Here is a 14,027-nt window from a genome sequence, read left to right as displayed (position 1 = left end):
CGCAGTGAGCGTTAGCAATTAATATCTTGCGTGGTGATGTTGGCACCGAGTTGGCGTAGCTTTTTAAAACGCTCACGAGCGGCTTGTTTGGCGACGGGCTCTACGGGTACAAAATCAAAAACTTGGTTAAACCGACGAATAAAATCCGGTAAGTGATTGGCCAAGTTAATTAATACTTTACGATTACCAACAGGCGGTGTTGTGCCTATTTCTACAGGTGCGCCGCCTTTTGGGCCTTCGCCTTGCAAATTATGAGGTACAAAACTGTCGGCATCAAATGTCCAAATCGTTTCGTCAATGCTGTTGGCGGTTGCTTCGCTATCTACAAAAATAAAGATGCGTTGACCAAGCCGATACTGTTGCCCAGCTATTTGAGCTGCTAAAGCAAAATGATCGTCAGCTTTTGCTTGTGACTCATCTTGTTGCTTTAAAATGAAAAACTGGGCGTTGATGTTCATTGTATCGGGGTTTCCCATGACATTGATTGTGCTGTTATTAAATATACACAAATTAAGAGGCAGATTTTGCCATATAACGGGGTTTGCTTCAATTAATACCCAATAAATAAGGCGCTTTAAAAGCGCCTTATTTTATACTCTACATTGGGCTGTAAAGCCTTTTACAGGTTTGTTAGTCGTGAGTTGCTTCGTTAATGCCAGCTCGGTTTAATAAATATTGCGTAAGCATTGGCACAGGGCGACCTGTTGCGCCTTTTTTAGCGCCGCTGCGCCATGCAGTCCCTGCAATATCTAAATGTGCCCAGTTATACTTTTTGGTAAATTTAGATAAAAAACACGCAGCGGTAATCGTCCCTGCAGCGCGTCCACCTAAGTTTGTAAAGTCGGCAAACGGGCTTTCAAGTTGATCTTGGTAATCGTCCCAAAGTGGCAATTGCCAAGCACGGTCGCCACTTTGCTCTGATGCTTTTAATAAATCATGAGCAAGCGGGTTATGATTTGATAATAACCCAGTTGCATGCGCGCCAAGTGCCACAATACAGGCACCAGTTAAGGTGGCTACGTCAATCACGGTTTCAGGTTCAAAGCGTTCAACATAGGTCAGTGCATCACATAACACTAAACGGCCTTCGGCGTCAGTATTAAGCACTTCAACCGTTTGCCCCGACATGGTTGTTAAAATATCACCTGGGCGGTAGGCGTTTGAGCTTGGCATATTTTCACAACCTGCCAAAATACCAATCACATTAATAGGTAATTGCATTTGAGCAAGCGCGCGCATAGCACCAATAACCCCTGCTGCGCCTCCCATATCATATTTCATTTCATCCATACCTTCGCCGGGTTTTAATGAAATACCGCCTGAATCAAATGTTAAGCCTTTACCAACGAGCACAATCGGCGCTTGGTCATCGCCTGCACCTTTGTAGTTAATAACTGACATTACCGATTCATTATCACTACCACGGCCTACCGCCAGATAGGAGTTCATGCCCAGCTCTGCCATTTTTTCCTCGCCAATTAGCTCAACAGTGATGTTGTTAAAGTTTGCCTCAAGCTCTTTGGCTTGCTCACCAAGGTACGCCGGGTTACAAATGTTAGGCGGCATATTAGCAACGTCTTTACACAACTTACTGCCTGCTGCAATGGCTAAACCATGCTCAATGGCACTTTCACCTATGGTAAGTTCGCGGCGAGTAGGGACGTTAAATACCATTTTACGCAGCGGGCGACGGGGGTCTACTTTTTTGCTTTTTAGCTGATTAAACGTATATAAACAATCTTGTGTTGTTTCTACTGCTTGACGAACTTTCCAGTAGGTATCACGACCTTTGACATGTTGCTCAGTTAAAAAGCATACCGCTTCCATTGAGCCTGTTTCGTTTAAGGTGTTAATGGTTTTTGAAATAATTTGTTTGTATTGTTTATCGTCAAGTTCGCGCTCTTTGCCACAACCAACAAGCAAAATACGTTCGCTTAAAATATTGGGCACATGATGTAATAGTAATACTTGCCCTGGTTTGCCTTCAAGGTCGCCACGGCGTAATAAATTAGAGATATAACCATCGCTGATTTTATCAAGTTGTTCGCCAATGGGGGATAACCGGCGTGGTTCGTATACGCCCACAACAATACATGCACTGCGTTGTTTTTCTGGGCTACCACTTTTTACGTTGAATTCCATTGTCACTCCTGATTTTGAGTCATCTATAGCAACTAAGTTGGGACTAAAAATGTGTTTTCTAGTCTTTGGACCTAAATTTTTAGGGTTAGCACTAATATTAGTAAATTTTACTCGACTCTTACTGTGTATTTGAACTTTATATGCTTAAGGGCTACTAATGCAACATTATATCGTGATGTTAGGTAGGATAATTAATAGTGATGGCTTATAATATCTGCTTAATACGCATTTAAAATGAGTCAATTAACTCGTTTTCAATTTATTGTTACCATATTGAAATTCCATGTTTAACAGGGGCGAACATTGCTAATTTTCCGTTACTTGACCACTGAGGTTTTAAAATCGCAGGTCGCCGTATTTTTAACTTTGATGACAATATTTTTATCGCAAAAGTTTGTTGTAATTCTTGGTGATGCCTCCGAGGGCAGTATCCCAGCGAAACTTGTTTTCGCCATGATTGCACTGAAATTACCACAACTAGCCTCATTAATTTTACCGTTGAGTTTATTTTTAGGGATTATTTTAGCTTACAGCCGCATTTACGCCGACAGTGAAATGACAGTACTTAAAGCGTGTGGCGTGAGTGAGTGGTACGTGGTGCGCATTACGCTCATCTCTAGTGTGATATTGGCATTACTCGCCGCGGTACTTACTTTGTATATTGCGCCGTGGGCCAGCGAGCAAGAATATCAATTAAAAGAGCAAGCAAAGGCTGACGCAGGTTTATCGGCGCTTAGGGCAGGGCGTTTCCAGCAAACCGGTAACGAAAAAGCCGTGGTGTTTATTCACAGTATTGAAAATGGCGGCAAAGAACTCAATAAAGTATTCGTCGCGCAACTGCCTGACAGTGAAAAAGGTGACTTAGCCCGTTTGGTATATGCAGAGCAAGGTGTTGTTATTGAAGCGCAAAATGGTGAGCAACAGTTAGTCCTTACTGACGGTAAGCGCTATGAAACCAATGGTGAAGCGCCCTCGCTTAATCTAACTGAGTTTGATGGTTACAGCGTACAAATTCGTGAGCAAGAAATAGAACACCAACGACGTAAACTAGAAGCCGTGCCAACGCGTGAGCTAATGACAATTGACACCCCTGAAGCCATTGCACAATGGCAATGGCGCTTGGCTATTCCGTTGTCTATCCCATTGTTAACTTTGCTTGCTGTGCCCTTGAGTGTAGTAAACCCTCGCCAAGGTAAATTTGCCAAATTAGTACCTGCTATCAGCCTGTATTTAGGGTATTTCATTTTATTAAATGCAGCCAAGTTTGCAGTCGAAGATGGTAAAATACCGCCATCAATTGGGCTATGGTGGATTCATCTAAGTGCGTTGTTTATTGGTAGCTTGTTAATTATTAAAGGCCGGCCGGTAGGGGTTTGGCTCAAGGCTGTTGTGACTAAGCGGGAGCAACATGTATGATGAAAACACTGGATTGGTATTTAGGGCGTAGCATTTTACAAACCACCGGGTTTGCACTCATGGTGCTGGTGGGAATAAGTACCCTAATTAAATTTATAGAGCAGCTTAAATCGGTTGGGCGTGGAAGCTACGATATAGTAAGCGCCTTGCTGTACACTATTTATAGCATGCCAGGGGATTTGGTGGTGTTTTTTCCTATGGCGGCGTTAATTGGTGGCTTAACTGGGTTAGGTGCATTGGCCTCTAATAGTGAACTGGTAGTAATGCAAGCAGCTGGTATGTCGCGCTTACAAATTATTGGCTCGGTAATGAAAACCGCTATTTTTATGGCGCTGTGTGTAATGGCATTGGGGGAATGGGGCGCACCGGCGGCTCAATTGCATGCCAAAGAAATGCGTAATCAAGCAATTTATGGAGGAGATGTGTTTAACGCGCAGCAAGGCGTATGGGCTAAAGACGGTAGCAACTTCATTAATATTGAAGATGTTGACCAAAATGGCATGTTACGTGGCTTGAATATGTACCATTTTGATAAATCGCTAGCGTTAACGCAAATAACTAAAGCAAAAGAAGCCGTAGGGCGCGATAGTGGCTGGCTGCTGCGCGATGTAAATAAAGTCATTATTACTGATGAGTTGATTACCACTGAACAACTAGATGAAGAGTTTTACCCATCACAGCTTACTGCTGAAAAGCTCGGTGTGGTATCAGTAAAACCAGAGTCATTGTCGTTTTCAGGGTTATGGTCATATTTAGCTTATTTACAACAAAATGAGCAAGACACTAGTAGCTACGATTTAGCATTATGGCGCAAATTTATGCAGCCAGTATCTATTGCGGTAATGCTGTTAGTCGCTTTGTCGTTTATATTTGGTCCGCTGCGTACTGTGACTATGGGGGCACGCATTATTATGGGGGTTGTAACAGGAATTGTATTTCATTTAACCAATGAAATATTTGGCCCTGTGGTAATGGTGTATCAAATCCCAGCCATTGTGGGGGCGATTTTACCGAGTATTTTATTTACCGGATTTGCTGCTTATTTAATGAATAAGCGGGTGTAATTTAAGTTTTAGCTTTAATAAAAAAACGCGGCCTTTGTAAAAAGCGCCGCGTTTTTTATTCTTTAGCTTGAGATTATACCAATTCGCTTAATTAAGTATTATTGCGGATTAATCTAGTTCGCGATAAACGCGTTTATTTTCTTCTTTGGTGAGCGTAACTACTTCGGTTTTTGATAAGTAATCTTGCAGCGCTTTTTTATTTTTAAAGTCGACTAATACCACTAAATTCCCTAAACCAAGTAATGCGCTGATACTGCGTATAACGGCTTGTGGCCAGCTAATTAAACTTCCTTGGTTGGTTTGTACTTTTAAGCGCCATGCGCGCATACCAATTGTTTGCCCACTTTTCGTCCAAAAATAGCCAAAAAAGACCAAGCTAACAAGCACCAGCAGCGAGCTGCGAATACCAGAAAGTAATAGTGAATCCTGAATACGTGCAGATACATCTTCAGCGCCATTAAGGGCAATAACATCAAGGGAAATAAGCCCTTGGATAGCAAATAAATACAATACCACCGTTAGCATCGCAAAAGCGATAATAGCTAATGTGTCGTACACCAATGACGCAAAACGACGCCAAAACCCTGCTCGTGGAAACTCAGCCGACATAAATATACTCTCACTGTTAATGTGCGCGATAGTTTAGCAAATAAGCCGTTAAATACTACCTATTACGCTACGTGCTTAACTCGGCATTGGCTCAAATGTTAATGGTTGCCTAAATGTTAAGCGGTCGATCACGCTTAATACATAAAACGCTTGCCGCTTTGCTCATTGTTTGTATAATGCTAGGCAATGAGATGGAAGAGGGTACATAATCTTTCACTCTTAAGTGGTTTTTCTTTATCTTCTCGTGCTTAGAAGGTTAAAGAAAAATGATGCCAGCGTGATGAAATTGGTATACATGGGGGATTCAAAATCCCCTGCCGAAAGGCGTGCCGGTTCAAGTCCGGCCGCTGGTACCACTTTTTATAGCCCCTGCTAGATTTAGCGGGGGTTTTTTTATGCCTAAAATTTGAGCTGCCGGATTTGAGCGGCACGTGAGGTGCCGCTGTTATAGGTAAAAGTCCTGCCACTTGGTAATACTTTGTTTTTTTAATAGGTTTTCTAGGGTGGTAACTGCTTTTACAAAATATTCACTAGTTAAGCTAATTATTCTTGCGAGTATTTCTTTCGAGGCGAGCTAAACAGGTAACAACATTGTCGCGATTACGCCTTGGTGTTTTTCTTTATTCGCTATACTTAAACTACCATGATGCTGCTCTATCACGTTACGACAAAAGCTTAGACCAATCCCTTGCCCTTGTTGTTTGGTAGTGTAAAACGGTACGAAAATATTGTTGGGGTTGGCAAGGCCTTGCCCATTGTCGTCAACGGTGATGCAGTTTACTTTGCTTTGCTTGAGTATGCTTAGCGCAATTTTCACCGGTGGAGTGCTTGCTTCAATAGCATTTTTTATCAAGTTGATCATAACTTGATGCATAAACGTGCGATCGGCTTTAAAGGTTTTGGCGTTAGCAACGCAGCTAAATTCTAACATCAGGGTAAATTTCACAGACTTGTTTTAAAAATGCAGCTGTGTCTATTTCAACTATGTTGAGTGCCAGTGGTCTATTTATATCACCGTAGCGAGTGACAAATTCATTAAGATAATTACAGCGCTCACTTATTACGTTAAGTGCTTGTACTTGTCGTGGTTCGGTGAGCTTCACGGCGAGATTTTCAGCCATTGCAGTAACTGGAGTGAGTGAGTTTCGAATTTCGTGACCGAGTACGCGAATAATTTGCTGCCATGCTTGTAGTTGGTTTTCTCGAAGTGCAGAAGTGATGTCGATCATAACAATAAGTTGATGGCAGCTGCCTTGCTCTATAAATTCACTATGGCGTATTTGCCATTGCTGAGCTGTAATAACATCGCTAAATTGCCAATGCGCGTCTTGCTTTGTAAGCCCTAATTGTTCAGCGCTTGAATAGCGTAAAGTTTGCCATTGAGTCTGTTTAAATTCGTTAAATGCATTATTGGCATAGCTGAGTTTATTATGTTGATCGAGCACCATGATAGGCACATTAAAATGTTCAATTAATTGGTACACCAAAAAAACATGCTGATCATATCGCGATTTCTTTTTTAACAACTCTTCACTTAGTGAAATCAAACTTTGTTGTAATTGGTTAATACTCCCTGCCTGATAACTGGGCTTAACGAGCTGGTTATAATCTTCGTTTAAAATGGCATCTAAGTGGGCGTGATTGCGGTTAAAGCTGTTGATTACTTTTTTGTAGGTACGAATAAACAGCTTAAGGTAAATACCTAAAAATAAGATTGAGAGCCCAACTGAAGTAACAATAGATAAAGCAAAATACTGGCCAATCAAGTAGCAGCCTAATGCGGAAAAAAGAGCACTCAATAGCGCAAAGCCAATTAAGCTGCGCTCAAGCGACGATTGATAAAGGCAATTCGGTTTCATCGTGTTTTCATCCAGTAATACCGTATTTTTCTAGGCGACGATACATAGATGATTTACCTAAACCTAATAACTTAGCGGCATTAGGGATATGTCCTTGAGTTTGCTTAAGGGCTAGATCAATTAACTGGCGCTCTGCGTGCTCTAGTGTCATAAGTGGTAACGCGTTATTGTTTTGACTGTTTTGCAGGTTTAAGTCATCGACAGTTAATATCTCGGTTGTTGATAATAATATTGCGCGTTCTATCACATGGCTTAACTCGCGAACATTGCCGGGCCAAGAGTAGTGGTTTAATGCCCGTTTGGCGCATTCACTCAATGTAAGTACAGTACTTGAGTATTTTTTAGTGTGTAAATTTATAAAGTGCTCGCATAAAGGGATTATGTCTTCAATGCGCTCGCGAAGCGGCGGGATCACAAATTCCGAGGTATTGACGCGATAATATAAATCTTCTCTAAACAGGCCTTCGGCTATTAGTGTGAGAATATCGCCATTGGTAGCGCTTATTAAACGTACATTAGTTTTTTTTGTTTGACTCGAACCGACCATTTCAAACTCTTGGCTTTCGAGTACCCGCAATAGTTTTGCTTGTTGAGGCAAAGGTATATTGGCTATTTCATCTAAAAATAAACTGCCGTTATCGGCCAGCTCAAAACGGCCAATACGCTCACTTTTAGCATCGGTAAATGCGCCTTTTTTATGGCCAAACATTTCACTTTCAAATAAAGACTCAACAATTGCTCCCATATTTACTGCGATAAACGGTTGTGTATGACGCGAAGACTGCTGATGAAGCCATTGTGCTAGCTGGCTTTTACCTGTGCCATTTTCACCTGTCAGTAAAATATTAGCATCGGTTTTCGCCACTTTAGTTAACTGGCTTATTAGTTGTTGCATAGCGCGTGACTGATACACAAATGCAGATGTGTCATGATCGCTAAGCTGTTGCTGCAATTTTTGGTTTTGTTTATTTAACTTTTTAAGCGTGAGTTGTTGATCAACTAGTTTTAATAAGCGCTGGTTTTGCCATGGTTTTTCAATAAAGTCACACGCACCGTGTTGCATAGCGCGCACTGCTAGATCTACGCTCGACCATGCCGTCATTGCAATGACGGGGATATCTAATTGTTGTTTATGTAAGTGCTTTAAAAACGCCATACCTTCGTCACCCGAGGTTGTGTCGCGAGTAAAATTCATATCAAGCAAAATAAGGTCAATTGTCAGGCTGTCTTCAATCAGAGTATGTGCTGTAAAAGGCGAGTTGCATTCGAGTACCTGATAGCCGTTATCCTCTAATATAAAACGCGCGCTTAGGCGAATTTCAGGGCTATCTTCGATGATCAAAATAGTGGCAGACATAAGCTTCCAAATAGGTGAATAGGCGCAGGGTGATTGTAGCGTATAGCGATTTCTATGCCAGTGATTTTATTATTGTATTTCAGCTTGTTAGTTATTAAAAGATGGTTGTATGAGGTGTTTTATTTCGATTTCGGACTATTTGAGTCCGATTTTGAAGTTGCAGTATTAAGCATAGTGAAATCGTTAGTGCCTGAGCAGTTTCAAACTGGCACTGAGCAGTCCGGTATCGCCGCTTTATAAGATTTTTTAAACAGTTAACATCTTTAATTTATTGTATTTGTTAGATTTTAATGTTGGCACGTGTTTCGCTAATGCTTAGGTATACAAAGCATAATACGGTGCAAGATGGACATAGTAAAAACAAAAGTAGTAAAGCAGTTATCGCTCTGGCATAAGCTCGTTTTATTACTGGCTGTTATTTTAATTGTAGGAGTGATTTATCAGCGCAACAGTCAAGGGGGGGTGTCTGTATCGCGCAGTAATATAATTATTAGTGATGTACGTCAAGGCGCGCTTTCAATTACAGTTACAGGTTATGGTGAGCTTAAATCTGCGCAGCAGCAATTATTAACGGCAAAAACTCCCGCCACAGTACAGGCTATTTTATTAAAGCCTGGTGCCATTGTGAGTAGTGATTCTGTAATAGTGCAATTAGCCAATCCAGCGCTTGAACAACAGCTCGAAAGTGCGCAGCAAGAACTTAATAAACTCAATGCTAATTTACGCCAGTTAAGATTAAACAATACCCGCGAGAAATTAAACGAACTTTCTCATATGGCACAAAGCCATGCCGCTTATGAAAATGCCAAACTAAAATTAAAAGCTGAAACTAGTTTAGTTGAACAAGGGATCGTCTCAACACTTAATTATCAGCGTAGTAGATTAGACGAGCAACAACTAAGTCAGCAATTAGCGATAGCGAAGCAACGTGCAGAGCAACTAGAAGCTGTGCACATAGAATCTGAAAATATTCAGCTTGAGCAAATTAAACAACAACAAGGGGTCGTGGCGATGGCACAAACCCAGCTAGCTAATCTATCTGTTGCAGCGGGAATCGATGGCGTACTCCAGCGTTTGCCGGTTGAGCTTGGGCAAAGTGTAAACGCAGGGCAAGAAATTGCGCTTATCGGCTCGGTTGATTCACTCATTGCGATAATTCAAGTACCACAAAATCAAGTGGATGATATCCGATTAGGGCAGCTTGCCCATGTCGACACCCGTCGGGGGGTTGTTAAAGCAAGAGTCGTGCGCATTAGCCCTGTGGTGGTCAACAATACCGTAGAGGTCGAGTTATCGCTGCCTAAAGAGCTCCCAGAAAATGTTCGTCCGCAATTAACAGTTGATGCCAATATTGAGGTCGCACAGCTAAAAGATGTTACTTATATCGAGCGCCCAGCAAACGTAAAACCGCACAGTGTAAGAGATCTGTATCAGGTAAACTCACAGCAGCAAAGCGCACACTTGGTTGATATCAAATTTGGTCGCGAGGCTGGACGCTTTATCGAAATACTAAGCGGTGCACAGTTAGATCAGCAATTGATTATTTCAGATTTAACCAACCTTACTCGCAGCAATAGCGAAATTCTAATTAACTAATAAACAGGACAAAAATAATGACAGAGCAAAAAATAACGAACACCCAAGCCGATGTCGTATTAGCAATGAACGGAATTAGTAAGGTATTTGAAACACAAGAGCTGCAAACATATGCACTGCGCAGCATTGATTTGTGTATTTATCGCGGTGAATACTTGTCGATATCGGGGCCCTCTGGTTGTGGTAAATCAACATTACTTTCACTTTTAGGTTTACTTGATATGCCAACTAGCGGCGAATATTTTATTGAAGGTACAAACGTGTCTTCACTTTCGCTAAATCAGGCTGCTGATATTCGCAATTCAAAAATAGGGTTTATTTTTCAGTCGTTTAATTTAATCGACGAGCTGAGTGTGTTTGACAATGTGGCATTACCACTGCGTTACCATCACACGAAACCGAGCAAGCAAGTTACTGCTGAAAAAGTAAAGGCGTGCCTTGAAAAAGTGGGGCTTGGGCATCGTATGAGTCACAAACCTAATCAGTTATCGGGTGGGCAGCAGCAACGCGTGGCGATCGCTCGGGCATTAGTTACAGAGCCTGCAATACTATTAGTTGATGAACCAACGGGTAATTTAGACTCAAAATCGGGCGACCAAGTAATGCAAGTTTTAAGTGAGCTACACGCCGCAGGCACCACTATTTGCATGGTGACACATGATCCGCGTTACTGTGATATGGCTACAAGGCAGCTAAAGTTGCTAGACGGTGAGATGTTAGGTGCTTTGGGTATAAAAGAGCAGTTAAGTGCTTAAATCTGAGAGATCCCCACGAATTTAGCCTAAATTATCAATTTGTATAGTCAGAAGTGACAACTGGCTATACACATAAATAATGAACTGCCCATCAGGCTCATACCTAGGATCATCAACCACTTCTTTGCCAAGATAAATATAGGACAATACTCGTCGTTTTTTCTCTGTATTCGCTTGTAATGCCGCATCCCCTTGTTGTGCCGACACGGTGTACCCTATGCACCATAAGACAAACAACATTAACGCCGCTATGAGCAATAAATTATCAAACCTTTCTGCGCTTCTTGAATTTGCAAAGGCTAAACTAATGCCAAGTTTTGCATTCTTAGTGTCTCTGAAACTTTCTTCTATTTGCATACGTTGTTTATATAAAGTCACAATCCGTTGAGGCTTATCTGTAAATTGTGTAGGTAAATTAAACACAAGTAGCCAAGGCTCTTTGGCCTTTTGTTGTTGGTATTTAACCGTTGTACATTGAGATTGCCCACCCCGTTTTTTGATTTTTTTACGTCCCTTGTTTTTCCCTCTAAACAAAACACCTTGGCACGCGAAACGAACTGTTTTTCCGTAGTAAATCTGTGTCAGAAGGTGTGGTTTATCTGTTGCTTGCTCAAACCATGATTTACAATTTCGCCATGTCTCAAGGTCGCTAGATAAGGTCACATTGCCTCTGACGCGCCCAAGCCAATACCAGCCTTTATCTTCTATGGCTTTAAACCATGGCGTTCTAAAAATAGCATCAGATAAAATAATAGGCTGACAATCTGCAGGTAAACACTGTGCCAAGCTATCGAGTAAGTGTTGATGAGCCGCTTCGGTATTTAATTCGCTTTCAGGATACACTTTTTCATAGAGCGTTAACGCTCTTCCCCCCATTGGTATGCTTGCCCTGAGCACTTGAAATATTTCGCCGCCATTAATAGGTGACCAGTCAACGATAATAAGTGGGTGTTGTTGCTGGCCTACTAAGCATTCGGTCATATGCTCATAGAAACAAAGACGTTCTTGATGCAGGTTAGCATTACCAATCAAACGGTCTGCGCGTTTAATATCATGTTTTTTATCGGTATTAGAAAATGATTTTAATCCGCGGCCTAGGTAAGTGACAGTAACGCGCTGGTCACGCAAGCCTGAGTTAACAAACGTAAAGACTGTATTTAAACGTGTTTTATGAATTTCAGGGTAGGCAATGGCAATATCTTTGTGTAATATTTCGGTGGCTTTCATGATTATGAGTGAGTTTTTTTATAGTGAAAAAATTTGATCACAAATAATCATGAGAGTCTACCATTAATTTTTATTTTGTGGGGATTCGTCAGTACTCAGTAACTAAATAGCCAAGTTTATCAACAAGCGTACTTTCAGCTGACTGTGTAAAGTTATTGTCTACCCATTGGTGAATATGAGTATCATTTGCGATTGTATTAGCCAATATTTTCATATTGCTGACACGTTGGTCGATATGAGTTGCAATATTTTCAATCGTTAATTCAACTACTTTATCTGGATGAACCATATTTTGGGTATTATTTGGCGCGGCCATAGTGGCTGAGCAAAGCATTAAACTTGCTATTATTAACAAAACTTTACTGTGAGTGTTATTAATTATGTTTATATTTTTCATATACTAGGCACTTATTTTATTTGGAGTAAAAGAGTCATTTTTGCTTTTTTTAACAGCGTTTTTTGATCTAAAACACCTTAGTTAACGTTATTATTACTAAATTAAACAGCTATCATACCCTAGTTACATTTACTGCTGATAGTTTTGTATTTTGGTGTGAAATATGTTTTTACTCGGGTACTATACTCCCCATCTTAATTGCGAAAAAAAGTATCATGACTCAATTAACTGCAAAACAAAATATCCAAGCTATTGTTAAGGCGATTAAAGCGGAGGAACTAAAACTGCGTCAAAAGCATCCGCTACTTGCTCATCAAAATACTCTTGGAATGGCCATTTTATTATTATCACTTGGGGCGTTAATTGGAGTTGGTGCACTTTATTACTTTGCCATTATTCCCGCGTGGTTGTGTATTATTTTAGCGGCCATCGCTGCATCAATTTCTCATGAGCTTGAGCACGACCTGATCCATAAACAGTATTTTAGTAACCAACCTTTTTTGCATAATTTTATGATGCTAACGGTGTGGCTGATGCGTCCCAACACCATTAGCCCCTGGTATCGTCGTAAAATGCACTTGCATCATCATAAAACCTCAGGTACAGATCAAGACCTTGAAGAACGCTTAGTAGGCAATGGCATAAAAAGTCCGTTTTTGCGCGCCTTGGTGATTGTTGATGGTTTACTGGGCTTATTAATTAATGCAAAACGTTTTAGCAAAGAAATCAAAGGGTTTAGCTTTTTTAAGGTATTTAACGCAGGATTTCCGGTTACCACAGCATATTTTGTTATTTTATACAGCGTAATAATTTTTCATTTAGTGAATCTTTTCACGCCAGTTGCAGCAAATTCACCGGCGTTATTGCTTAATATAATGACTTTGTTTGAGTTTTTAATGGTGGTGTTGATTGTGCCTAATATTGTACGCTCTAGCTCGCTTAACTTTGTGACTTCGTCAATGCATTACTACGGCGGCGTTAATAACATGCTGGAGCAAACCCATGTATTAACCAGTCGCTTGTTTGCACCGTTTAACTTATTTTGTTTTAACTTTGGCCATACCCATACCATTCACCATTTTGTGCCAAATCAGCCTTTTTATTTACGCCAAATGATCAGCAAAAAAATTCTTGAAGTAATGAAAAACCATGGGGTGCGTTTTAATGATTTTGCTAGCATTAAACAAGCAAATCGTTATCAATAATTAGGTTCACTGTGAGTTAAAAAAATACATATAGATAAACTTAGGTGCAATATGCAATTAAACGATAGTGAAGTTTCTCGGATTATTGAAATGGCGTGGGAAGATCGCACGCCATTTGAAGCAATAGAAAATTTATATGGCTTAAACTACACCCAACTTGTTAATTTTATGCGCAGTCATGTTTCTAAAGGCAGCTTTAAAGTATGGCGCAAGCGCCATGCTGGGCGTACTACTAAACATTTAAAATTACGCGATCCCGCTATTATGCGCAGCCACTGTAAAACCCAGTATAAAAACCGTTAATGACCTAAACGTTTGTTGAAATTACAAGGGAAGTTGGCGTAAAGTGATACCACTTTAGTTAGTTAAAACTCTATGTAGGTAGCTTAAATGCAAATTA

The 14,027-nt window shown here is 40.7% G+C and carries 14 protein-coding genes and 1 tRNA gene; 7 read left to right on the top strand and 8 right to left on the bottom strand.

Annotated elements, in window-relative coordinates; translation table 11 throughout:
- Nucleotides 1-11: 11 nt before the first annotated feature.
- Both AC6H44_RS11990 and pepA read right to left on the bottom strand, forming a co-directional pair.
- Nucleotides 12-458 (bottom strand): DNA polymerase III subunit chi, encoded by a 447-nt coding sequence (locus AC6H44_RS11990; protein ID WP_500735739.1) that lies wholly within the window; start codon nucleotides 456-458, stop codon nucleotides 12-14.
- Between the two features lie 172 nt (nucleotides 459-630).
- Nucleotides 631-2,142 (bottom strand): leucyl aminopeptidase, encoded by a 1,512-nt coding sequence (gene pepA, locus AC6H44_RS11985; RefSeq protein WP_500735737.1) that lies wholly within the window; start codon nucleotides 2,140-2,142, stop codon nucleotides 631-633.
- 303 nt (nucleotides 2,143-2,445) lie between these two features.
- Here pepA and lptF point away from each other — a divergent pair, with 303 nt between their 5' ends.
- Both lptF and lptG read left to right on the top strand, forming a co-directional pair.
- The gene (gene lptF / locus AC6H44_RS11980; RefSeq protein ID WP_500735736.1) at nucleotides 2,446-3,558 is read left to right on the top strand and encodes an LPS export ABC transporter permease LptF; all 1,113 of its coding nucleotides are present in this window, start codon (nucleotides 2,446-2,448) and stop codon (nucleotides 3,556-3,558) included.
- A complete protein-coding gene (gene lptG / locus AC6H44_RS11975; RefSeq protein WP_500735735.1) occupies nucleotides 3,555-4,622 on the top strand; it encodes an LPS export ABC transporter permease LptG in 1,068 nt (355 codons plus the stop codon). Before lptF ends, lptG begins: the two co-directional genes overlap by 4 nt.
- 108 nt (nucleotides 4,623-4,730) lie before the next feature.
- Here the strand turns inward: lptG and AC6H44_RS11970 are convergent, their stop codons facing one another.
- Nucleotides 4,731-5,231, bottom strand: coding sequence for an RDD family protein (locus tag AC6H44_RS11970; protein ID WP_500735734.1), 501 nt, complete (start codon nucleotides 5,229-5,231; stop codon nucleotides 4,731-4,733).
- A gap of 271 nt (nucleotides 5,232-5,502) precedes the next feature.
- On the opposite strand from AC6H44_RS11970, the gene AC6H44_RS11965 reads away from it, so the two are divergent.
- A tRNA-Leu gene (locus tag AC6H44_RS11965) sits at nucleotides 5,503-5,587 on the top strand.
- Nucleotides 5,588-5,805: 218 nt separating this feature from the next.
- On the opposite strand, the gene AC6H44_RS11960 is transcribed toward AC6H44_RS11965, so the two are convergent.
- From AC6H44_RS11960 to AC6H44_RS11950, 3 genes are read right to left on the bottom strand one after another with little or no spacing between them, the layout of a single operon-like run.
- The gene (locus AC6H44_RS11960) at nucleotides 5,806-6,162 is read right to left on the bottom strand and encodes an ATP-binding protein (protein WP_500735732.1); all 357 of its coding nucleotides are present in this window, start codon (nucleotides 6,160-6,162) and stop codon (nucleotides 5,806-5,808) included.
- Nucleotides 6,149-7,090 (bottom strand): sensor histidine kinase, encoded by a 942-nt coding sequence (locus tag AC6H44_RS11955; RefSeq protein WP_500735731.1) that lies wholly within the window; start codon nucleotides 7,088-7,090, stop codon nucleotides 6,149-6,151. Before AC6H44_RS11955 ends, AC6H44_RS11960 begins: the two co-directional genes overlap by 14 nt.
- A gap of 7 nt (nucleotides 7,091-7,097) precedes the next feature.
- Complete coding sequence (locus AC6H44_RS11950; protein WP_500735729.1) at nucleotides 7,098-8,447, bottom strand: sigma-54-dependent transcriptional regulator; 1,350 nt, start codon at nucleotides 8,445-8,447, stop codon at nucleotides 7,098-7,100.
- Nucleotides 8,448-8,792: 345 nt separating this feature from the next.
- Between AC6H44_RS11950 and AC6H44_RS11945 the strand changes: the two genes are divergently transcribed.
- Nucleotides 8,793-10,043 carry an HlyD family secretion protein gene (locus AC6H44_RS11945; RefSeq protein WP_500735728.1) on the top strand — a complete coding sequence of 417 codons (1,251 nt, stop codon included), beginning with the start codon at nucleotides 8,793-8,795 and terminating at the stop codon, nucleotides 10,041-10,043.
- A 17-nt stretch (nucleotides 10,044-10,060) separates the two neighbouring features.
- Entirely contained in the window at nucleotides 10,061-10,798 is a 738-nt protein-coding gene (locus tag AC6H44_RS11940) for an ABC transporter ATP-binding protein (RefSeq protein ID WP_500735727.1), read from the top strand.
- Nucleotides 10,799-10,819: 21 nt separating this feature from the next.
- Here the strand turns inward: AC6H44_RS11940 and AC6H44_RS11935 are convergent, their stop codons facing one another.
- Nucleotides 10,820-12,025 (bottom strand): IS4 family transposase, encoded by a 1,206-nt coding sequence (locus AC6H44_RS11935; protein WP_500735106.1) that lies wholly within the window; start codon nucleotides 12,023-12,025, stop codon nucleotides 10,820-10,822.
- Between the two features lie 88 nt (nucleotides 12,026-12,113).
- Nucleotides 12,114-12,422: a hypothetical protein gene (locus AC6H44_RS11930; protein WP_500735726.1), complete on the bottom strand. Its 309-nt coding sequence runs from the start codon at nucleotides 12,420-12,422 to the stop codon at nucleotides 12,114-12,116.
- Nucleotides 12,423-12,637: 215 nt separating this feature from the next.
- Here AC6H44_RS11930 and AC6H44_RS11925 point away from each other — a divergent pair, with 215 nt between their 5' ends.
- Together AC6H44_RS11925 and AC6H44_RS11920 are read left to right on the top strand one after the other, a co-directional pair.
- Nucleotides 12,638-13,627, top strand: a complete 990-nt coding sequence (locus AC6H44_RS11925; RefSeq protein WP_500735724.1) for a fatty acid desaturase — start codon at nucleotides 12,638-12,640, stop codon at nucleotides 13,625-13,627.
- Nucleotides 13,628-13,678: 51 nt separating this feature from the next.
- Nucleotides 13,679-13,930, top strand: a complete 252-nt coding sequence (locus tag AC6H44_RS11920) for a TIGR03643 family protein (RefSeq protein ID WP_500735723.1) — start codon at nucleotides 13,679-13,681, stop codon at nucleotides 13,928-13,930.
- The last annotated feature ends 97 nt before the right edge of the window (nucleotides 13,931-14,027 follow it).

The organism is Pseudoalteromonas sp. TAP-3C, assembly GCF_059888565.1.
This window is presented reverse-complemented; position numbering and strand designations above follow the sequence as displayed.

Excerpts from the sequence above, each read along its gene's own strand:
- AC6H44_RS11990 (WP_500735739.1), bottom strand. The coding sequence starts at position 458 with ATGAACATCAACGCCCAGTTTTTCATTTTAAAGCAACAAGATGAGTCA.
- pepA (WP_500735737.1), bottom strand. The coding sequence starts at position 2,142 with ATGGAATTCAACGTAAAAAGTGGTAGCCCAGAAAAACAACGCAGTGCA.
- lptG (WP_500735735.1), top strand. The coding sequence starts at position 3,555 with ATGATGAAAACACTGGATTGGTATTTAGGGCGTAGCATTTTACAAACC.
- AC6H44_RS11970 (WP_500735734.1), bottom strand. The coding sequence starts at position 5,231 with ATGTCGGCTGAGTTTCCACGAGCAGGGTTTTGGCGTCGTTTTGCGTCA.
- AC6H44_RS11960 (WP_500735732.1), bottom strand. The coding sequence starts at position 6,162 with ATGTTAGAATTTAGCTGCGTTGCTAACGCCAAAACCTTTAAAGCCGAT.
- AC6H44_RS11955 (WP_500735731.1), bottom strand. The coding sequence starts at position 7,090 with ATGAAACCGAATTGCCTTTATCAATCGTCGCTTGAGCGCAGCTTAATT.
- AC6H44_RS11950 (WP_500735729.1), bottom strand. The coding sequence starts at position 8,447 with ATGTCTGCCACTATTTTGATCATCGAAGATAGCCCTGAAATTCGCCTA.
- AC6H44_RS11945 (WP_500735728.1), top strand. The coding sequence starts at position 8,793 with ATGGACATAGTAAAAACAAAAGTAGTAAAGCAGTTATCGCTCTGGCAT.
- AC6H44_RS11940 (WP_500735727.1), top strand. The coding sequence starts at position 10,061 with ATGACAGAGCAAAAAATAACGAACACCCAAGCCGATGTCGTATTAGCA.
- AC6H44_RS11935 (WP_500735106.1), bottom strand. The coding sequence starts at position 12,025 with ATGAAAGCCACCGAAATATTACACAAAGATATTGCCATTGCCTACCCT.
- AC6H44_RS11930 (WP_500735726.1), bottom strand. The coding sequence starts at position 12,422 with ATGAAAAATATAAACATAATTAATAACACTCACAGTAAAGTTTTGTTA.
- AC6H44_RS11925 (WP_500735724.1), top strand. The coding sequence starts at position 12,638 with ATGACTCAATTAACTGCAAAACAAAATATCCAAGCTATTGTTAAGGCG.
- AC6H44_RS11920 (WP_500735723.1), top strand. The coding sequence starts at position 13,679 with ATGCAATTAAACGATAGTGAAGTTTCTCGGATTATTGAAATGGCGTGG.